General features: G+C 72.4%; 17 protein-coding genes and 1 pseudogene. 6 read left to right on the top strand and 12 right to left on the bottom strand.

From position 1 onward, the window contains the following. The first annotated feature begins 80 nt into the window (after positions 1-80). The 3 genes from ACPXB1_RS20500 to ACPXB1_RS20490 all read left to right on the top strand — a co-directional run bounded on the left by ACPXB1_RS20500 (position 81) and on the right by ACPXB1_RS20490 (position 2,754). Positions 81-572: a DUF3145 domain-containing protein gene (locus ACPXB1_RS20500; RefSeq protein WP_053653158.1), complete on the top strand. Its 492-nt coding sequence runs from the start codon at positions 81-83 to the stop codon at positions 570-572. A gap of 108 nt (positions 573-680) precedes the next feature. After that, entirely contained in the window at positions 681-2,417 is a 1,737-nt protein-coding gene (locus tag ACPXB1_RS20495) for a glycoside hydrolase family 3 protein (RefSeq protein ID WP_355595183.1), read from the top strand. 118 nt (positions 2,418-2,535) lie between these two features. Continuing rightward, positions 2,536-2,754, top strand: a complete 219-nt coding sequence (locus ACPXB1_RS20490) for a hypothetical protein (protein WP_355630700.1) — start codon at positions 2,536-2,538, stop codon at positions 2,752-2,754. Positions 2,755-2,829: 75 nt separating this feature from the next. On the opposite strand, the gene fabF is transcribed toward ACPXB1_RS20490, so the two are convergent. The 8 genes and pseudogenes from fabF to ACPXB1_RS20450 all read right to left on the bottom strand — a co-directional run bounded on the left by fabF (position 2,830) and on the right by ACPXB1_RS20450 (position 10,515). Next, entirely contained in the window at positions 2,830-4,056 is a 1,227-nt protein-coding gene (fabF, locus tag ACPXB1_RS20485) for a beta-ketoacyl-ACP synthase II (RefSeq protein ID WP_355595187.1), read from the bottom strand. Positions 4,057-4,058: 2 nt separating this feature from the next. Continuing rightward, positions 4,059-4,298 (bottom strand): acyl carrier protein, encoded by a 240-nt coding sequence (locus tag ACPXB1_RS20480; protein ID WP_053653162.1) that lies wholly within the window; start codon positions 4,296-4,298, stop codon positions 4,059-4,061. An 87-nt stretch (positions 4,299-4,385) separates the two neighbouring features. Further along, complete coding sequence (locus ACPXB1_RS20475; RefSeq protein ID WP_053653163.1) at positions 4,386-5,330, bottom strand: beta-ketoacyl-ACP synthase III; 945 nt, start codon at positions 5,328-5,330, stop codon at positions 4,386-4,388. After that, positions 5,327-6,283, bottom strand: coding sequence for an ACP S-malonyltransferase (locus ACPXB1_RS20470; RefSeq protein ID WP_425735663.1), 957 nt, complete (start codon positions 6,281-6,283; stop codon positions 5,327-5,329). Before ACPXB1_RS20470 ends, ACPXB1_RS20475 begins: the two co-directional genes overlap by 4 nt. Before the next feature lie 78 nt (positions 6,284-6,361). Next, positions 6,362-7,651: pseudogene (locus tag ACPXB1_RS20465) on the bottom strand (PucR family transcriptional regulator); the annotation flags it as partial. 23 nt (positions 7,652-7,674) lie between these two features. After that, complete coding sequence (locus ACPXB1_RS20460) at positions 7,675-8,412, bottom strand: septum formation family protein (RefSeq protein WP_425735699.1); 738 nt, start codon at positions 8,410-8,412, stop codon at positions 7,675-7,677. A gap of 208 nt (positions 8,413-8,620) precedes the next feature. Next, on the bottom strand, positions 8,621-9,319 hold the full coding sequence (locus ACPXB1_RS20455) for a response regulator (protein WP_425735662.1): 699 nt from the start codon (positions 9,317-9,319) through the stop codon (positions 8,621-8,623). Then, positions 9,316-10,515: a sensor histidine kinase gene (locus tag ACPXB1_RS20450; protein WP_355595197.1), complete on the bottom strand. Its 1,200-nt coding sequence runs from the start codon at positions 10,513-10,515 to the stop codon at positions 9,316-9,318. Before ACPXB1_RS20450 ends, ACPXB1_RS20455 begins: the two co-directional genes overlap by 4 nt. A gap of 199 nt (positions 10,516-10,714) precedes the next feature. On the opposite strand from ACPXB1_RS20450, the gene ACPXB1_RS20445 reads away from it, so the two are divergent. Then, positions 10,715-11,254 carry a hypothetical protein gene (locus ACPXB1_RS20445; protein ID WP_355630693.1) on the top strand — a complete coding sequence of 180 codons (540 nt, stop codon included), beginning with the start codon at positions 10,715-10,717 and terminating at the stop codon, positions 11,252-11,254. Positions 11,255-11,356: 102 nt separating this feature from the next. Further along, the gene (locus ACPXB1_RS20440) at positions 11,357-11,698 is read left to right on the top strand and encodes a hypothetical protein (protein WP_355630690.1); all 342 of its coding nucleotides are present in this window, start codon (positions 11,357-11,359) and stop codon (positions 11,696-11,698) included. A gap of 157 nt (positions 11,699-11,855) precedes the next feature. Here ACPXB1_RS20440 and ACPXB1_RS20435 read toward each other — a convergent pair whose 3' ends face one another. Beyond that, positions 11,856-12,566 carry a hypothetical protein gene (locus tag ACPXB1_RS20435; RefSeq protein WP_355630687.1) on the bottom strand — a complete coding sequence of 237 codons (711 nt, stop codon included), beginning with the start codon at positions 12,564-12,566 and terminating at the stop codon, positions 11,856-11,858. A 220-nt stretch (positions 12,567-12,786) separates the two neighbouring features. Between ACPXB1_RS20435 and ACPXB1_RS20430 the strand changes: the two genes are divergently transcribed. Continuing rightward, on the top strand, positions 12,787-13,431 hold the full coding sequence (locus ACPXB1_RS20430; RefSeq protein ID WP_355630685.1) for a copper resistance CopC family protein: 645 nt from the start codon (positions 12,787-12,789) through the stop codon (positions 13,429-13,431). 184 nt (positions 13,432-13,615) lie between these two features. On the opposite strand, the gene gltX is transcribed toward ACPXB1_RS20430, so the two are convergent. The 3 genes from gltX to ACPXB1_RS20415 all read right to left on the bottom strand — a co-directional run bounded on the left by gltX (position 13,616) and on the right by ACPXB1_RS20415 (position 17,736). Beyond that, a complete protein-coding gene (gltX, locus tag ACPXB1_RS20425) occupies positions 13,616-15,025 on the bottom strand; it encodes a glutamate--tRNA ligase (protein WP_355595207.1) in 1,410 nt (469 codons plus the stop codon). 87 nt (positions 15,026-15,112) lie between these two features. Continuing rightward, on the bottom strand, positions 15,113-16,390 hold the full coding sequence (locus tag ACPXB1_RS20420; RefSeq protein WP_355595209.1) for an MFS transporter: 1,278 nt from the start codon (positions 16,388-16,390) through the stop codon (positions 15,113-15,115). Next, positions 16,387-17,736, bottom strand: a complete 1,350-nt coding sequence (locus ACPXB1_RS20415) for a GH1 family beta-glucosidase (protein ID WP_425735661.1) — start codon at positions 17,734-17,736, stop codon at positions 16,387-16,389. The genes ACPXB1_RS20420 and ACPXB1_RS20415 overlap by 4 nt, the downstream gene beginning before the upstream one ends. Positions 17,737-17,836 lie beyond the last annotated feature (100 nt).

Raw genomic sequence — 17,836 nt, 5'->3', positions numbered from 1 at the left:
GGAGTCATCATGTGTTGCAGCAACCACCTGGGTGGCCGAGGTCGTAGGGGAAGACGCACCTCGCTCTCCGGGAGGTCACCGTGCCAACGCGTGGCGTCGTATACGTCCACTCGACCCCGCTCGCCGTGTGCTCGCACGTCGAGTGGGCGATCGCGCGCGTCCTAGCCGCGCCGGTCAACCTGCAGTGGACGGCTCAGCCCGTCGACCCCGGCGCACGCCGGGCCGAGTGCGGGTGGACCGGCCGTCCCGGGACGGGCGCCGAGCTGGCTGCTGCCCTCAGACAGTGGCCCATGATCCGTTTCGAGGTCACCGAGGAGCCGAGTTCCGGCGCCGACGGTGAGCGCTACATGTACGTGCCGGCCCGCGGCCTGTTCCGGGCCACCGTCGGCGCGGCGGGGGACATTCAGCTCGGCGAGGACCGGTTGCGGGCGCTCATGGCGTCCGCCCGGGCCCCGGAGGCGCTGTCGCACGCCCTCGACAAGGCGCTCGGCACGGCCTGGGACGACGACCTGGAGCCCTACCGGTACGCAGGTGACGGGGCTCCGGTGACGTTGCTCACCCGGGTCGGCTGACCGGGCCCGTCGCCCCGGTGCTCACCGGGGTCGGGCAGGCCGGCGGCGCGGGCATGCCGACGCCGACCGGTAAGGTCAAGTTGCCCCGATAAGGGGGGACCTGGTGGGATGGGCGGCGTGCCGATTCGCCCGCGACGCGCCGGCATCGCCGTCGCCGCCCTGACCGCCCTGCTCGTCTCCGGCTGCTCGGGTACCCCGGAACGCCCCGACCCGAGCCCCAGCCCTGCGGCGACCTCGGCCGCGCCGAGCACCGCCGCCGCGACGCCGGCCGCCGCCGACCCGGCCGCCCGCGCCGCCGCGCTCGTCGCCACGCTCTCCGACGAGGACCTGGTCGGTCAGGTGCTGATGCCGTACGCCTACGGCGACTCGGCGACGAAGGTCTCACCCGGCTCGGCGGCCGGCAACCAGGCACTCGCCGGCGTCGACACCCCCGCCCAGATGATCGCCAAGTACCGGCTCGGCGGGCTGATCCTGGTCGGCTTCAGCGCCGACGACCCGACAAAGGGCAACCAGGAGACCACGAACGTCGACAACCCCAAGCAGGTCCACGAGCTGACCGGTGGGCTGCGCGAGGCCGCCGGGCGGCTGGCCGCAGGCCCGGCGCCCTTCCTGATCGGCACCGACCAGGAGTACGGCGTCGTCACCCGCGTCACCGACGGCGTCACGCTGCTGCCCAGCGCCCTCGCGGCCGGTGCGGCGGGCGACCCCAAACTGACCGAGAACGCCTGGCGGGCCGCCGGCACCGAACTCGCCGCGATGGGCATCAACGTCGACTTCGCCCCGGTCGCCGACGTACTGGCCACCCGCAGCAAGGTCATCGGCTCCCGCTCGTACGGCTCCGACCCGAAGGTCGCCGCCGCGCAGGTCGGCGGTGCCGTCCGGGGCCTGCAGGCAAGTGGCGTCGCGGCCACCCTGAAGCACTTCCCGGGGCACGGTCACAGCGCCGACGACTCGCACCAGGACCTGCCAGTGCTCACCCAGTCCGCCGAGGCGCTGCGCACCGGCGCGTGGCCGCCGTTCACCGCGGGCATCGACGCCGGGGCCATGGCAGTGATGTCGGCTCACCTGGACGTGCGGGCCATCGACCCGGGCACCGCGGCGACCTTCTCGCGCAAGCTGCTCACCGACGTGCTGCGCGGCCAGCTCGGCTTCAAGGGTGTGGTGATCACCGACGGGATGAACATGCCGCCGGCGAAGCGCTGGGCGCCCGGCGAGGCCGCCGTCCGGGCGTTGAACGCCGGCAACGACCTGATCCTCATGACCCCGAACGTCGGCCAGGCGTACGACGGACTGCTCGCCGCGCTGCGCGGCGGGTCGCTGCCCCGCACCCGGCTGGTCGAGGCGGTGACCCGGGTGCTGACGATGAAGTTCCGGCTCGCGGACGCCCCGGCCGCGCAGATGTCCACGCTCAACTCCCCGGCGCACCGGGCGGCGGCGGAGGCGCTGGCCGCCGGTGCCGTCACAGTGCTGCGAGGCGAGTGCGGCAAGGCGGTACGCGGGCCGGTCACCGTCACCTCCTCGGGCGGCCGGGACGGCACCCGGGCGGCGCTTACCGCCGCGCTCACCGCTGCCGGCGTGACAGTGAAGCCGAGTGGCGGCACCGTGGTGCACCTCGTCGGCTACGGCGACGGCGCCGACGATCTACGCGCCGACGCTGCGGTCACCGTCGCCATGGACACCCCGTACGTGCTGGCCGGGGCGGCGTCGCCCACGCTGCTGGCGACGTACTCCTCCAGCCGGGCGTCGATGACAGCGCTGGCGGCCGTGCTGGCCGGCAAGGCCCGGCCGGGCGGCCGGTCCCCGGTCGCCGTGTCGGGCCTGCCCGCCACGACCTGCGGCACCTGACCCCGACGCCGGCCGGCGCAGCGACGTTGAACAGGGCCGCCCGACGACGCCGCGGCGCCGTTCGGCGGCCCGGAAAATCGTGTCGCGGCAGGCCAGGTGATCTGGAAGCCTCTGCCGCATGCCAGCACCTGAGGGATTCCGGTACGACCAGCGGGCCGACGGCACCGTGGTGATCACCCATCACGGGCAGGTGGCGAGCACACTGCGCGGCGGCCGGGCGGCGGAGTTCCTCGCCGAGGTCGACGACGACCCGCAGCTGGTGATGGCCCGCTGGACGGGCAACTACCGCCGGGGCAACGAGCGCACCGCCAAGCGGCACCCCCGCAACCGGGCCTGAAACGACACCGGGCCCTCTCCCGTCGCCAGGCGACGGGACAGGGCCACTGCTCACCCGCTGCCGCGGGCGGTGGTGTCAGGCTCGCGTGAAGACCAGAGCCACGTTGTGGCCGCCGAAGCCGAACGCGTTGTTCAACGCGGCCGGGATCTCCATGGGCCGTGCCTTCTGGGCTGCCACGTCCAGGGTGAGGCCGTCGTCCGGGTCCTCCAGGTTGACCGTCGGAGGGACGACACTGTCGCGGATGGCGAGGATCGTGGCGATCGACTCCAGCGCGCCGGCCGCACCGAGCAGGTGACCGGTCATCGACTTGGTCGCCGCCAGCACCGGGTGATCGCCGAGCGCCTTGTGCAGCGCACCGATCTCCAACATGTCGCCGACCGGGGTCGACGTGGCATGCGCGTTGACGTGCACGATGTCCTGCTTGGCGACGTCCGCGTCCGCGATCGCCTTGCCGATGGCCCGGATGGCGCCCTCGCCTTCGGCGTGCGGCTGCACCATGTCGTACGCGTCGGAGGTGATACCCGCTCCGGCGAGACGCGCGTACACCCGGGCGCCCCGGGCGGCGGCGTGGTCGGCGCGTTCCAGCACCACGACGCCCGCGCCCTCGCCGAGGACGAAGCCGTCACGGCCCTTGTCCCACGGACGGGAGGCCCGCTCCGGCTCGTCGTTACGTGTCGACATGGCCCGCATCGAGCTGAACCCGGCGATCGGCAGCGCGTGGATGACCGCCTCGGTGCCGCCGGCCACCACCACGTCGGCCCGGCCGGCGCGGATGATGTCCAGACCGAGCGCGATGGCCTCGGCGCCGGTGGCGCAGGCGCTGGCCACCGTGTGCACGCCGGCCTTGGCGCCCAGCTCCAGCCCGACCCAGGCGGCCGGACCGTTCGGCATCAGCATCGGGATGGTGTGCGGGGAGACCCGCCGCGGCCCGGACGCCTCCAGGATGTCGTCCTGGGCGAGCAGGGTGGTGGCGCCGCCGATGCCCGAGCCGATGCTGACGGCGAGCCGCTCCCCGTCGAGGCCGGAGTCGGCCAGGCCGGCGTCCGCCCACGCCTGCTGCGCGGCGATGATGGCGATCGCCTCGGAGCGGTCCAGCCGACGCAGCCGAACGCGGTCGAGGACCTCCGACGGCTCCACGGCCAGCTGCGCGGCGATCCGGACGGGCAGTTGCGCGGCCCACTCCTGGGTGAGGGCACTCACCCCGGAGCGGCCGGCGAGCATTGCGTCCCAGGTCGACGCGACGTCCCCGCCGAGCGGGGTCGTCGCGCCGAGCCCGGTGACGACGACGTCAGGACGACTCATGATCAGGACTGCGCCTCGATGTAGCTGACGGCGTCCCCGACGGTCTTGAGGTTCTGCACCTCGTTGTCCGGGATCTTGACGCCGAACTTCTCCTCGGCCGCCACCACTACCTCGACCATGGAGAGCGAGTCGACATCGAGGTCGTCGGTGAAGGACTTCCCCTCGGCCACGTCGTCCGGGTTCACCCCGGCAACCTCTTCGAGGATCTCGGCGAGGCCGGTGGTGATCTCGTCACGGGTCATTGCGGTTGGTTCCTCTCATAGGGGGATCTCCGGCGGCCGGCGTCGCCGACCGCCGCTCCTCGACGCGTACGCGCCCGAGGGGGTTCATCAGGGGCAGCGGACGACCTGACCGGCGTAGGTCAGGCCACCGCCGAAGCCGAACAGCAGCACCGGGGCGCCCGAGGGCACCTCGCGCCGCTCGACAAGCTTGGACAGAGCCAGCGGTACGCTCGCCGCCGACGTGTTGCCCGACTCCACGATGTCCTTGGCGATGATCGCATTCGGGATGTTGAGCCGCTTGGCGATGCCGTCGATGATCCGCCCGTTGGCCTGGTGCGGCACGAACGCGGCAAGCTCCGACGGGTCGACCCCGGCGCGCTCGCATGCCTGCAGGGCCAGCGGCGCGAGCGCCGTGGTGGCCCAGCGGAACACCGACTGCCCCTCCTGCTGGATGTACGGGCGCCAGCCCTCGATGCGTACCGCGTCGCTCTTCTCCGGCACCGAGCCCCAGACCACCGGGCCGATGCCGGCGGGCTCGTCGTCGGCGGTGGCGGTGACCACCGCGGCGCCGGCGCCGTCAGCGAAGATGATGCAGGTGGAGCGGTCGGTCCAGTCGGTGAAGTCGGAGAGCTTCTCCGCACCGATGACGAGGGCGTTGCGGGACGCCCCGGCCCGGACGGCGTGGTCGACGATGCCGAGCGCGTAGGCGAAGCCCGAGCAGGCGGTGTTGACGTCGAACGCGCCCGGCGCGGTGATGCCAAGCTTGGCGGCGACCCGGCAGGCCACGTTGGGGCTGCGGTCGATCGACGAGCAGGTGGCGACAACGACGAGGTCGATGTCGGCGGCGCTCAAACCGGAGTTGGCAAGCGCCTTGCCGGCTGCGGCGGCGGCCATGTCGGCAACCGTCTCGCTGTCGGCGATGCGCCGGGTGGCGATGCCGACGCGGTCCCGGATCCACTCGTCGTTGGTGTCGACGAGCTGGGCGATGTCGTCGTTCGTCACCACCCGGGAGGGCTGGTAGTGCCCCATCGAGACGATGCGACTGCCGGTCATGAGTGTCCTCCGATGGGGGCGAGCGGTTGGCCCGGTGTGCCGTGACGGGCGATGAGATCCCGCGCGGCCGGCAGGTCGTCCGGCGTGTTGAGGGTGACGATCTCGGGCGCGCCGTCGCCCTTGAGCTCGCGCTTCACAAGGCCGGAGAGGGTGCCGGCCGGGGGCAGCTCGATCACCCCGGTCACGCCCAGGTCGGCCAGCGTGCGCATGCACAGGTCCCAGCGGACCGGGGCGGTGACCTGACGGACCAGGCGTCGCACCAGCTCCTGGCCGTCGGTGACGGAGGTGCCGTCGAGGTTCGACAGCAGGATCCGCGCCGGGTCGGCGGAGGTGATCCCGGCGGCCTCCGTGGCCAGCGCGGTCTCGGCCGGAGCCATGTACGGGGTGTGGAACGCGCCCGCCACCTGAAGTCGGATGACGCGGGCCTTCGACGGTCGCTCGGCGGCGAGCTTGTCCAGGCCGTCCAGCGCGCCGGCGGCGACGATCTGCCCGGCGCCGTTGCGGTTGGCCGGATACAGACCGTGCCCCTCGATCGCGGCGAGCACCTCGTCCGGGTCCCCACCGAGCACGGCGGCCATCCCGGTCGGCTCCAGCGCACACGCGGCGGCCATTTCCCGGCCCCGCACACCGGCGAGCGTGATCGCCGCCTCGGGCGACAGCACCCCGGCGAGCGCAGCGGCGCCCAGTTCGCCGACGCTGTGCCCGGCGGTGACCGACACGTCGTGCAGCGGCAGGTGCTCGGCGGCGAGCAGCGCCGCGGCGACGAGCAGCGGCTGGGTGCGGGCGGTGTCCTTGATCTCGTCGGCGTCAGCCTCGGTGCCCAGGTGCACCAGGTCGACCCCTGCCAGCTCGGACCACGACCGCAGCCGTGCCTCGGTGCCGGTCAGGTCGAGCCAGGGGGTCAGGAAGCCGGGCTTCTGAGAACCCTGGCCGGGACTAAGTACGGCGAGCACGCCTATGACTCTTCCGGATGCCGCTACGGAACGCTGTGCCGGCCCGGACCAAACCACACTAGGACCTTTGGAGGGTTCCTACAAAGATCGGCCAGTATCGTCGCTGATTTGAGCGGATTTCCGGGTTGCCGGGGTCAATGTCTGGGTCGGGACTGACGATGTGACAGGCGCCACCGGATCCAGCCGGCCGACGGTCAACGCCACCTGGAGCGCGAACGAGTCCCGGGGCGACAGCGGCGAAAAGCCTGTCACCTCGGCGATGCGGCGCAGCCGGTAGCGCACCGTGTTCGGGTGCACGAACAGCGCCCGCGCCGCGCTCTCCAACGTGCCACCGGCGGCCAGGAAGGCGTCAAGGGTCTCCAGCAGCTCGCCACCGGCGCGGACAAGCGTCGCGTACACGTCGTGCCGCAGCCGTCGACGTGCCTCCGCGTCGCCGGCTAGGGCGCGCTCCGGCAACAGGTCGTCGGCTGGCACCGGCCGCGGGGCCGTCGGCCACGCCGGCGCGGCCCGGAAACCGGACAGCGCGGCCCGCGCCGATTCCGTGGCCTCGTCCAGACTGGGTACGGCCGGACCGACCACCACCGGGCCCTCCCCGAACGCGTCGAGCAACTTGCCCGCCGCGCTCAGCGGATCAGCCGCGCCGCCCAGCACGATCACCAGCCGGTCGCCGTGCACCCCGCCGATCACCTCGACGTCGATCCGCCGGGCCAACCGGTAGACGACGTGCAGCACGGCGGAGACCTCCCCGCCCGGGGAACGACCGACCGCAACCGCGACCGGCGGCGCGTCCGCCCAGCCCAGCGCGGCCGCCCGGCTGGCCAGGACGTCCGGCGAGTCACCGCGCAGCAGGGCGTCGACAAGCAGCGCCTGCAACCTCGCGTCCCACGCCCCCCGCGACTCGGCGGCCCGCGCGTACACCCGGGCGGCCGAGAAGGCGATCTCCCGGGAGAAGCGCAGCACCGCCTCGCGCAGCTGCTGCTCCTCACCCTCGACGGCCAGTTGCGACACCTGTTCCTCGACCACGTCGATGGTCACCTTGATCAGCGCCACGGTCTGTTGAAGGGTGATCGACCGGGCCAGCGCCAGCGGCGCGGTGGCGAAGACCTCGTCGGAGACCTCCTGCGTGCTGTCCGCCGTGCCGCCGCCGTCGCGCAGCCACTCCACCAGCGACCGGGCACCGGCCTGCGCGACCAGCATCACCCAGGAGCGCTGGTCGGCCGGCAGGGCGCGGAACCACGGCAGCGTCTCGTCCATCCGGGCCACGCTGGCAGTGGCCAACGCTCCCGCCGAACGCTCGATCCGGCGCAGCGTGGCCGACAGCTCTCCACCGCCGGGCGCACTCACCGCCCTAGCCTGACATGTCGTGAGCAGGCCATCCACGCCGGCACCGGTCAACGGGCCTCCGCGAGGCCGGTACGGCCGACACCCTTCAGCGACGTGTTGAGCGGCCGATCAGGGCTGTAGAGGAAGCACCAGACGCCGGGCGTGCCCGCCAGCCACTCGGGCTCGCCCTCCGGCAGCAACGCGAACACGTCGAGCCGGCCGTCCAGGTCTCCCGCTGGTGCCCCGACGTACTCGGAGACGGTCGACAGGCACCCCGCGTCCAGGACCTCGTCGGTGATCTCCTCGACCTCCGGTTCGGCCCACCAGATCCCGGCGAACTCGGTGGCGTGTGGCCCGGAGCAGGAGGCGGGCGGTAGGTCGACGGTGTCGCCGGACTCGGCCGGTTCGGTGAAACAGGTGTACCGCAGTGGCGAATCGCCGGTCAGTCCGTTGCGCAGGCTGTTCGCCCGGGGGTTCGGGAACCACCGGTCCACCGCATGCATCTCCAGCAGGTCGCAGCGGTACCACCGCTCGCCGGCCTTCCACCGCGCCGCCGACGGGGTCAGCGCCCGCATGGCCAGCCGCGACTCGCGCCACTCGCCGCCCAGGAAACGGGCAGCCTCGGCGTCGCAGGATTCGTACACCCGCCAGATCGCCTCGGTGTCGGCTGCCGGCGGCGCCTTGGCGGCGGCGTCCGCGCCGTCGAACCGGCCGACCAGGAATGTCTCCACCTCGTGCTTCGAAGAGCAGGGGATCGGTGTGTACGACTTTAGGCTGCGCTCGTTGGACGCGGTGGCGTGGCACACCCCCGCCTCGGGAGCGAAGGTTGAGAGCTTCTCCTCGGATAGAAGGCTGTCGCAACCGCCTGCCCCCACGGTCAGCGCCACAAGGACCGTCGTCCCCCACCACCGTCGCACGTCGTCTCCATTTCGGGGCAGCCGCCATCGGCATCGATGGCGCGCAGCGTACGGCAGCCGGGGCACCCGTCGGTGTCCCGTTGGGACCACCCCCGGTTCAGGGCTGCGGGGGAGTGGGCGGGCCCAACTCCTGGGCCAGGATCGCGGCCTGCACCCGGCTGCGCAGGTCCAGCTTCGCCAGGATCCGGCTCACGTGCGTCTTGGCGGTGCTCTCCGCAAGCGCCAGCCGGTCGGCGATCTGCTGGTTGGACAGCCCGAGCCCGAGGCAGGCAAGCACGTCACGCTCCCGTGGGGTGAGCGTGTCCAGCGCGGCCCGGCTGTCGGCCGACGCGGACGGCGCGGTGGCCGCGAAGGCGGTGATCAACCGGCGGGTCACCGCGGGTGCGATGAACCCGTCGCCCCGCGCGACGGTGTGCACCGCCGCGACCAGCCCGGCGGCGTCGGTGTCCTTCAGCAGGAAACCCGCCGCACCGGCGCGGAGCGCGCCGAAGACGTACTCGTCGAGGTCGAATGTGGTGAGGACCAGCACGTCGGCGAGCCCGTCGGCGACGATCGTCCGGGTCGCGGCGATCCCGTCCAGGCGGGGCATCCGGATGTCCAGCACCGCCACGTCGGGGTGCAGCTCGCGGCACAGGCGAACCGCCTCGTCGCCATCGCCCGCCTCGCCTACCACCTCGATGCCCGGCGAGCCGGCCAGGATCAGGGCCAGCCCCGCGCGTACCGCCGGTTGGTCGTCGGCGAGCACCACCCGCACCGGCGGTGCCGCGTCGCCCGGGTCGCGCGCCGGCCCGGTCATCCGCCCACCCCGGTGGGCAGCGCGGCCCGGACCTGCCAGTGGCCGTCGTGCGGTCCGGCGGCGAACTGGCCGGCCAGGAGCGTGGCCCGCTCCCGCATTCCGATCAGCCCGGCCCCGGCGCCCTCCAGGTCCGTCCCGCCCGGGCGCACCGGGTTCTCCACGGTCAGCACCACCTCCGCCGGCCGGTACGCGATTGTCAGCTCCGCCTCGCCCGTGCCGTGCTTGAGCGCGTTGGTGAGCGACTCCTGCACGATCCGGTACGCGGCGAGGTCCACCCCCACGGGCAGCGGGCCGGGCGTGCCGTCGGTGCGCATCCGCACGGCGAGGCCGGCGGCCCGGATCCGCTCGACCAACCCGTCCGCCTCGGCAAGGCGCGCGGTGACCGCATCCGGCAGGGCAGGATCGCCACCCGCCGAGGGCTGTCCGTCGCCGGCCCCGGGCTCGCGGAGCACGTCGATCATCTGCCGCATCTCCGCCAGTCCCTGCACGCTGCTCTCCCGGATCACCCGCAACGCCGACTCGACCTGGCCGCGAGCCAACCCTGGCACGGACAGCGCGGCGGTGGCGTGGATGGCCACCGCGCTGAGGTGGTTGGCGACGACGTCGTGCAACTCCCGGGCCATCCGGGCGCGCTCGGCGCTCACCGCCTGCCGGCGGTCCAACTCGACCAGCCGGGCGGTCTGCTCGGCGCGCGCCCGCTCGGCGGCAGCCTGGTCGCGGTACTGCCGCACGCTGATCCCGGTCAGCACCGGCAGCACCCCGGCGAGCACCACAGGCACCCCGACGGCGACGCCGCGCCACTGCCCGAACCCGACCACGCCGACCACCGCGCCGAGCAGGCTCAGCCCGACGGTCACCCGCAGCAACCACCGCCACAGGCGTGGCGGGCCGTACACGCAGGCGTCGTAGAGCACCTGGGTGTAGATCAGGATCGTCCCCAGCGAGGAGCCGAGCGCGGTGTCCACGACCAGCGCCCCGGTGCCGACGGCCAGGCTCGCGCGCGGGGCGACGCGGCGCAGGCCCACTGCCACGCAAACCGCGAGCAGCGGCGGCAGGAACAGCACCTGCGGCACGTCCGGGTGCGGACGGACCTGTGGTTGCCAACCGAGGCCGTACAGGATCAGACCGCCGGCCAGCGACGCGCCGGCCAGCATCAGATCCCGGCCGGGGGTGCCGGAGCCGAGCCACCGTCGCATGCCCCGATCCCACCACAACCGTCGGCCCGCCGGCTCCGACCGGGGGAGGACCTCGCCGTCCCCGACATGCGCCGAAAGGGGTACGTCGAGCGCTCGCGGGCGGACGAGTCCGTCGAAGGGAGGACGCGATGTCGTCTCTCGTGCCGAGGTCAACGCCCTGTTGATCAGCGACGCTGGGTCGCGACGAAGGGGAGTCGACATGCTGGTCGCCTTGATCATCGGCTGTGAGATCGCATTCTGGGTGGTGCTCGCCGCCGGACTCGTGGCCCGCTACCCACTGCGCCGGCCACGGCTCGGAGCGGCGCTGCTGATCTGCGTACCGCTCGTGGACCTGGTGCTCCTCGTCGCGTCGGTGATCGACCTGCGCCGAGGTGCGACCGCGAGCGTCGGCCACGGCCTCGCCGCCGTCTATCTCGGCTTCTCGGTGGCCTTCGGCCACTCGGTGGTGCGCTGGGCGGACCAGCGTTTCGCCCACCGCTTCGCCGGTGGCCCGCCGCCGGTCCGGCCGCCCCGCCACGGCTGGGCCCGCACCCGCTACGAGTGGCGGGAGTGGGGCAAGGCACTGCTCGGCTGGGCCGTCGCGTGCGCTCTGCTCGGCGCTGCGATCCTCTGGGTGAACGACGCGGATAGAACCAGTGAACTGGGCGGCTGGATCCGTGGCCTCACCGTCGCGATCGTGGTCTGGTTGGTGGCCTTCCCGGTGTGGGAGACCCTCTTCCCGCGCCGTCCGAAGCACTGACCCCCGGGTACGCGTGCACGACCCGTCGGCCCCGGCCAGTACGGTGACAGGGCACGTTCGGGGGGAGCACCCGCGTGTGAGTGCGAGCGTGAGGAGACCGGGATGGCGCACGGGGAGGCCGAGAACGGCTGCGCCCAGGGCGAGCCCTGCCGGCCGGGTCACCACGACCACCAGGGGGCAGGCAAACCTCGTCGGCCGGTCGGTGGGTTGCCGGCGCACCCGGCGCACCCGGCGGAGCCGGCCGGTTGCCGCCCTGCCGAGTGGGCCGACGACGTGCCGGTGCCGCGTCAGCGGGCCGGTGAGCAGGCGCTGCCCGCCGAGCCCGACGACGACGCGGGCTGCCGCAGCGGCCTACCCGGGTGGGCGGGGGCCCACCGGCACGGACCCGTCCGGCCACGTCAGCGCGCCACCCGACGGGAGCGCCCGCCGCGCCGCTGGTGCTGACGAAGCGGCTCTGCTGTCCACGGCCCTGCTGACGACGTGGCCGTGCTGTCCACGGCTCTGCTGTCCACGGCTCTGCTGTCCACGGCTCTGCTGTCCACGGCCGTGCTGTCCACGGCCGTGCTGTCCACGGCCGTGCTGTCCACGGCCGTGGGGCTGGTCAGCGGGTGCGGCGACGGATCAGCAGGGCGATGCCGGCCAGGCCGATCGTGATGGTGAGCATCACCGCGACGTTGAGCAGCAGCAGCCGCTGCAACTCGCCAAGTGCCTCGTCGATGTCCCTGGCGGGGTCGAGGGCCTCCTCCGGGAGCACCCGCTCACCGCCACCCACGCCGCCGCTGACCGTGTCGAACTGCCGCTCCAGCGGCACTCCGGCGGTGCGCAGCGTCTCGGACATGCTGAGCCGGCCGAGGAACCAACCGGCGCTGGTCTTGCGGCCGTCCGGCTGCTTGGCCGGCCGGTAGACGCGCGGCCCGCCCACAGCCTTGGGATAGAGGTCGTACGTCTGCTTCGGGGTGTCCCCGGCGAGCACCACGACCGTGTACTTCGGCCCGAGATTGGCAGCCTTCGGCCCGTTCGGCTGGCCGGTGCGACCGAGGAAGTTGACCTGGTCGATGACCGCCACCACGTGTGCGGGCTGGGTGTCCGAGCGCAGCCGCAGCGGCTCGGCCAGTCCTTCGCCGGTGACGTCCACCCCGGCGGGCGGCGACTTCGGCGCTGGGGCCTTCGAAGCTGTGGCCTGCAAGGGCGCGGCCTTCGAACCCGCGGCCTTCGGCGCTGCGGTGGCCGGGCCGGTGGTGCCGAGCGTCAGCACTGCCGCGGCCAGCGTTCCCGCCAGCACGGCGAGTGCCCGCCTCATCTGTCGGACCATCCCGCCTCCTCGCCCCGTTCGATGGATGGCTTCGTTGTGACGTCCGGATCGGTCGGCCGGTGATGCCACCGGCCGTGCGGTCGGGCCCACTCTCACAGACTCCGCAGAACGTCGATGAATTGCAGCTTGTGGAACAGTAATTGGAACTATTTGCGATCTCTGCTCGACTAAATGATGAGCCGTTGATCAGCGGGCGGATCGTACCCTTAGGGAGGGGTTCATGGGGGGCAGGGTTACACGTGTGGCGCGGATCGTGCCAGTGGTGCTCGGCGTGGCGTTCGGTGTGTCGTTGCTGGCCCCGGCACCGGCCGCCGCGCACAACTCGCTGACAGGCAGCGACCCGCGCGACGGAGCCCGAGTGGCGACCGCGCCGGCCCGGATCGAGTTGCGGTTTCTGGCCCGACCCGCTCCGGCTACGACGAAGATCACAATAACCGGTCCGGACAATGTGGTCGCTGGCGGGCAGCCCGTCTTCGACGGCAGCAAGGTGCGAGTGCCGTTCACGCCGGGTGCCGCCGGGCTCTACACCGTCGGCTACCAGGTGGCCTCCAACGACGGTCATCCGGTGAAGGGCGAGGTGCGGTTCACCCTCACCACCGGCACAGCCGCCCAGCCGCCGTCCCCGGCTGCCAGTCCGGATGCCTCGGCGGCCGGTCCCACCGTCGCGTCGGCGGTGCCGTCGGCGTCGCCGACCGCCGTCGCGACCGAGGGGGCGGCTGCCGCTTCGAGCACGCCCGTGCCTGCCGCGCAGGAGAGCAACAACCCGGACGGGCGGAGCTGGTGGCTGTGGACGATCGCGGCGGTCGTGGTGCTGGGGTCTCTCGTGGCGGGACTCCTCTGGCGCCGACGCGCCGCGCGACGCTGAAACTTCTGGGGCTCGCGCTGCCCGGCCTCGGCCAGCCGGGTGGCCCCAGTTCACGTCCTTTGCTCTGCTTCAACGGACGCAACAGAAATGCTGCTCAGTGGTGCGTGGAGTGAAGCAGAGCAAAGGACGCGCGGGGCGAGGGGACGAACCCGGGCCGGCGCAGGTGACGCCGACCGGAGGGCCGTCAGACGAGGCGGAGGCGTGCGGCGCGCATCCGGGTCAGGGCGCGCTCCCGACCGAGCACCTCAAGTGACTCGAACAGCGGCAGGCCCACGGTACGGCCGGTGACAGCGACCCGGACGGGTGCCTGCGTCTTGCCGAGCTTGAGGCCACGCTCGGCGCCGACGGCCTCCAACGTCGACTTCAGCGACTCGGCGTCCCAGGACTCCAGCGCCTCGAACGCGGCGACGGCGGCGTCCAGCAGGTCGGCGGAGCCGTCCTTCATGGTCTTGGTCCAGGCCGCCTCGTCGATGAGCGGCGAGGCCAGGAAGAGGAAGTCGACGTTCGGCACGATCTCGCTGAGCACAGCGATCCGGGTCTGGGCCAGCGGGGCGACGGCGGCGAACGCGGCGGCTTCGTACTCCTCGGGCTGCCACGGCGGCGGCGCGATCGTCCCCGTGCCGGTCAGCCACGGCTGGCAGGCGTCGATGAACTCGTCCACCGGCAGCGCCCGAATGTACTCGCCGTTGAAGGCGCGCAGCTTCTTCTCGTCGAAGAACGCCGGGGAGGGGTTGACCTCGTCCAGCCGGAACTCGTCCTCGATCACGGACCAGGGCACGATCTCCCGGTCGCCCGAGGGCGCCCAGCCGAGCAGCATCAGATAGTTGCGCATCGCGCTGGCGAGGTAGCCCTCCTCGCGGTACGCCTCAAGTGCCACCTTGTCGCGGCGCTTGGACAGCTTCTGCCGCTTCTCGTTGACCACCACCGGTACGTGCGCCCAGACCGGCGGCTTGACGCCGAGGGCCTCCCAGAGCAACTGCTGCTTGGGCGTGTTGGGCAGGTGCTCCTCGGCCCGGATCACGTGGGTGATTCCCATGGTCATGTCGTCGACCACGTTGGCCAGCAGGAAGACCGGAGACCCGTCGCCCCGGGCGATCACGAAGTCCTCGATGAGCTTGTTCTCGAAGGTGGGCTCGCCGCGGATCAGGTCCACCACCACAGTCGCGCCCTCGTCCGGCGTACGGAAGCGCAGCGCCCGACCCTCACCCGGGGCGAGGCCCAGGTCACGGTGGTAGCCGTCGTAGCCCTGGTACTGCGAGCCGGTGCGGGCCTGCACGTCCTCGCGGGTGCAGTCGCAGTAGTAGGCGCGGCCGGACTCGTAGAGCCGGGCGGCGGCGGCGCGGTGCTCACCGGCGTTCGTCGACTGGAAGTACGGCCCCTCGTAGCTGTCCCGGGAGATGCCGATCCACTCCAGCGCGGTGAGGATGCCCTCGGTCCACTCGGGCTTGTTGCGCGCCGCGTCGGTGTCCTCGATGCGGAGCACGAACACGCCGCCCTGCTGCTTGGCGAAGATCCAGTTCTGCAGGGCTGAGCGGGCACCGCCGACGTGGAACATACCGGTCGGGGAGGGGGCGAAGCGCACACGTACCGTCACGTCCCCCAGCCTACGGCGACGGACAACCGAGTAAGGAAGGGCCCCTTCTTATCGCCTGGTGTTGTACAGGGGGCCCTTCCTAACAGCTCAGGGGACCGAGCGGATCTTGACGACCAGTGCGCTGCCGATCAGGGTCACAACGGCGGTGACCGCGTAGAGCGTGGGGTAGCCGCCCAGGTAGACCACGAGCGGGGCGGAGAGCGCCGGCCCGAGCACCTGTGGCGCCGAGTTGGCGATGTTGATGACGCCGAGGTCTTTGGCCCGGTCGGTGGCCCGGGGCAGCACCTGCGTGATCAGCGCGGCGTCCACCGAGAGGTAGACGCCGTATCCGGCGCCGAGCAGCAGGGCGGCGACGATCGCCATCGGCCAGATCGGCGCGACCGCGAGCAGCAGCGCCGCCACCGCCATGATCAGCCCGGAGGCGATCACGTAGATCTTGCGCCGACCGGAACGGTCCGACAGCCGGCCGGCGACCACGGCGGTCAGCATCATGCCGAGCGTGTAGAGCAGGATCAGCATCAGCAGCCCGCCCTCGGGGTCGGGGTAACGCACGCCGTCGGTGAGGAAGTACAGCAGGTAGAGGGTGCCCAGCGCGTTGCCGAGCTGGACCAGGAACCGGGTGATCCACGCCCAGGCGAAGTCCGGGTGCTGGCGCGGGCTGACCCACATCGAGGCGAGCAGCGCCCGCATCCGCAGCGCTGGCCGGTGCGTACGCGGCAGTGGCTCGTCGGGTGTGAGCAGCGCGAACGGCAGCGACAGCAGCAGGATGGCCACGGCGATGGCCAGGTAGCCGGCGGCGTTTCCGGTGACCAGTGCGGTGACCAGCACCGCTCCGAGCACCAGTCCGAGCGCCTGCGGAATACCCACCCAGCCGGACACGCCGCCGCGCTGCGTCACCGGTACCCGGTCCGGGATGGCTGCGGTGAGGCTTGCCAGCATCGCGTTGAAGCAGACCTGCGCGGCGACCCAGCCGAGCGCGACCCCGAGGATGGTCCGCTGCTGGGCCAGCAGCACCAGGGCCGCCGCGCCGAGCAGCGCCCCGCCGGCGGTCCAGACGTGCCGGCGGCCGAACTCCCGCCCGGCGATCCGCAGGCAGGTCCGGTCCGACAGCGCGCCCGCGAGGGGGTTGGCGAGCACCGCTGCCAGCGCACCGAGGCCGGTGACCACGGCCAGCATGTTCTCCTTGTCGCCGGGCGCGATCTGCTCGATCTGCTGCGGCAGCAGCACCTGGATGGGTGTGAAGAACGCCATCCACACCCCGAGGTTCGCCGCGAAGATCAACCCGATCCAGCCTCGCCGCACCGGCGCGGTCGGCTCGGCGAGCGCGGCCGGCAGCGCCGCCGGTGTCGGGTCGACGGTGGTCACCGCGCCGACCCCTCCCGGCTGGCCGCGATCACGTCCCGCAGCCAGGTGTACGACGACTTCGGCGTACGCGTCTGGGTGGCGTAGTCGACGTGCACAAGCCCGAAGCGCTTGGTGAACCCCTCGGCCCACTCCCAGTTGTCAAGCAGCGACCAGACGAAGTACCCGCGTACGTCCACGCCGTCGTCGAGGGCGGCCCGTACGGCACGCAGGTGCCCGTCGAGGTACGCGATCCGCTCCCGGTCGTCCACCCGCCCGTCCGCGTCGGGTACGTCGTCGTACGCGCAGCCGCTCTCGGTGATCTCGATGGGCGGCAGCCCGTCGCCGTAGGTGTCGCGCAGCCAGCCGAGCAACTCGTGCAGCCCGTCGGGGGCCACCGGCCAGTCGAAGGCGGTATGCGGGTAGCCGTCGAGCGGGACGAGGTCGAACGGCAGGGGCGAACCTTCCTGCGCAGCCCGTACACCTGTGGGGTTGTAGTAGTTGACCCCCAGTACGTCGATCGGGGCGGCGATGGTGTCGAGGTCGCCCGGGTGGATGAGGTCGGGGTCGAAGCCGGGCAGGTCCGGGTAGCCCCGGCCGAGCAGCGGGTCGGTGAAGAGGCGGTTGTGCAGCGCCTCGTACGCGGCTGCGGCGGCGCGGTCGGCGTCGGTGTCGCCGAGCACCCGCACCGGCGAGTAGTTGTTGGCGATCGCCACCGGGCTGCTGCTCCGGCTGCGCAGCGCGGCGACGGCGAGCCCGTGGCCGAGCAGTTGGTGGTGGGCGACGGGAAACGCGTCGAAGAGCAGCATCCGGCCGGGGGCGTGTTCACCCATGCCGTAGCCGAGGCTCATGTGGATGAACGGCTCGTTGAGGGTGATCCACAGTCGGACGCGGTCGCCGAGGCGTGCGGCGGTCTTCTCGGCGTAGTCGGCGAACCGGGCGGCGGTGTCGCGGTGCAGCCAACCGCCGGCGTCCTCAAGGGGTTGGGGCAGGTCCCAGTGGTAGAGGGTGGCGACCGGATCGATGCCGGCGGACAGCAGCTCGTCAACGAGTCGGTCGTAGAAGTCCAGGCCGGCGGGGTTGAAGTCACCGGTGCCGGTGGGCTGCACCCGGGGCCAGGCGATCGAGAACCGGTACGCGGAGACGCCCAGCCCTGCCAGCAGCGCGACGTCCTCGGCGTACCGGTGGTAGTGGTCGCAGGCCACCTCGCCGGTGCTGCCGTCGCCGATCCGGCCGGGGGTCTGCGCGAAGGTGTCCCAGATGGACGGTCCGCGACCGTCGGCGGTGGCGGCGCCTTCGATCTGGTGCGCCGAGGTCGAGGCACCCCAGCGGAAGCCGGTGGGGAACTGGGGCATCGGTGCTGTCGACATGCGCGCCCTCCCGGTCAACGTGAAACGTGCTCGGGACTTTAGGGCGCTGTCGATGAATGCGCCATAGGCCGGCCTGGCGCAATCCGCAATGGTTGATCGG

This window comes from Micromonospora sp. DT68, from assembly GCF_049847245.1.
In the GTDB taxonomy this organism is placed as follows: domain Bacteria; phylum Actinomycetota; class Actinomycetes; order Mycobacteriales; family Micromonosporaceae; genus Micromonospora; species Micromonospora profundi.
The sequence above is the reverse complement of the archived record's forward strand: the minus strand, read 5'-3'. Positions and strand labels throughout refer to the sequence as shown.

What these genes read in the sequence shown, in the direction of transcription:
- ACPXB1_RS20475 (WP_053653163.1), bottom strand. Translation starts at nt 5,330, where the DNA reads ATGACCGGCAGTCGCATCGTCTCGATGGGGCACTACCAGCCCTCCCGG.
- ACPXB1_RS20480 (WP_053653162.1), bottom strand. Translation starts at nt 4,298, where the DNA reads ATGACCCGTGACGAGATCACCACCGGCCTCGCCGAGATCCTCGAAGAG.
- ACPXB1_RS20445 (WP_355630693.1), top strand. Translation starts at nt 10,715, where the DNA reads ATGCTGGTCGCCTTGATCATCGGCTGTGAGATCGCATTCTGGGTGGTG.
- ACPXB1_RS20455 (WP_425735662.1), bottom strand. Translation starts at nt 9,319, where the DNA reads ATGACCGGGCCGGCGCGCGACCCGGGCGACGCGGCACCGCCGGTGCGG.
- ACPXB1_RS20495 (WP_355595183.1), top strand. Translation starts at nt 681, where the DNA reads ATGGGCGGCGTGCCGATTCGCCCGCGACGCGCCGGCATCGCCGTCGCC.
- ACPXB1_RS20490 (WP_355630700.1), top strand. Translation starts at nt 2,536, where the DNA reads ATGCCAGCACCTGAGGGATTCCGGTACGACCAGCGGGCCGACGGCACC.
- fabF (WP_355595187.1), bottom strand. Translation starts at nt 4,056, where the DNA reads ATGAGTCGTCCTGACGTCGTCGTCACCGGGCTCGGCGCGACGACCCCG.
- ACPXB1_RS20435 (WP_355630687.1), bottom strand. Translation starts at nt 12,566, where the DNA reads ATGGTCCGACAGATGAGGCGGGCACTCGCCGTGCTGGCGGGAACGCTG.
- ACPXB1_RS20450 (WP_355595197.1), bottom strand. Translation starts at nt 10,515, where the DNA reads ATGCGACGGTGGCTCGGCTCCGGCACCCCCGGCCGGGATCTGATGCTG.
- ACPXB1_RS20440 (WP_355630690.1), top strand. Translation starts at nt 11,357, where the DNA reads ATGGCGCACGGGGAGGCCGAGAACGGCTGCGCCCAGGGCGAGCCCTGC.
- ACPXB1_RS20430 (WP_355630685.1), top strand. Translation starts at nt 12,787, where the DNA reads ATGGGGGGCAGGGTTACACGTGTGGCGCGGATCGTGCCAGTGGTGCTC.
- ACPXB1_RS20415 (WP_425735661.1), bottom strand. Translation starts at nt 17,736, where the DNA reads ATGTCGACAGCACCGATGCCCCAGTTCCCCACCGGCTTCCGCTGGGGT.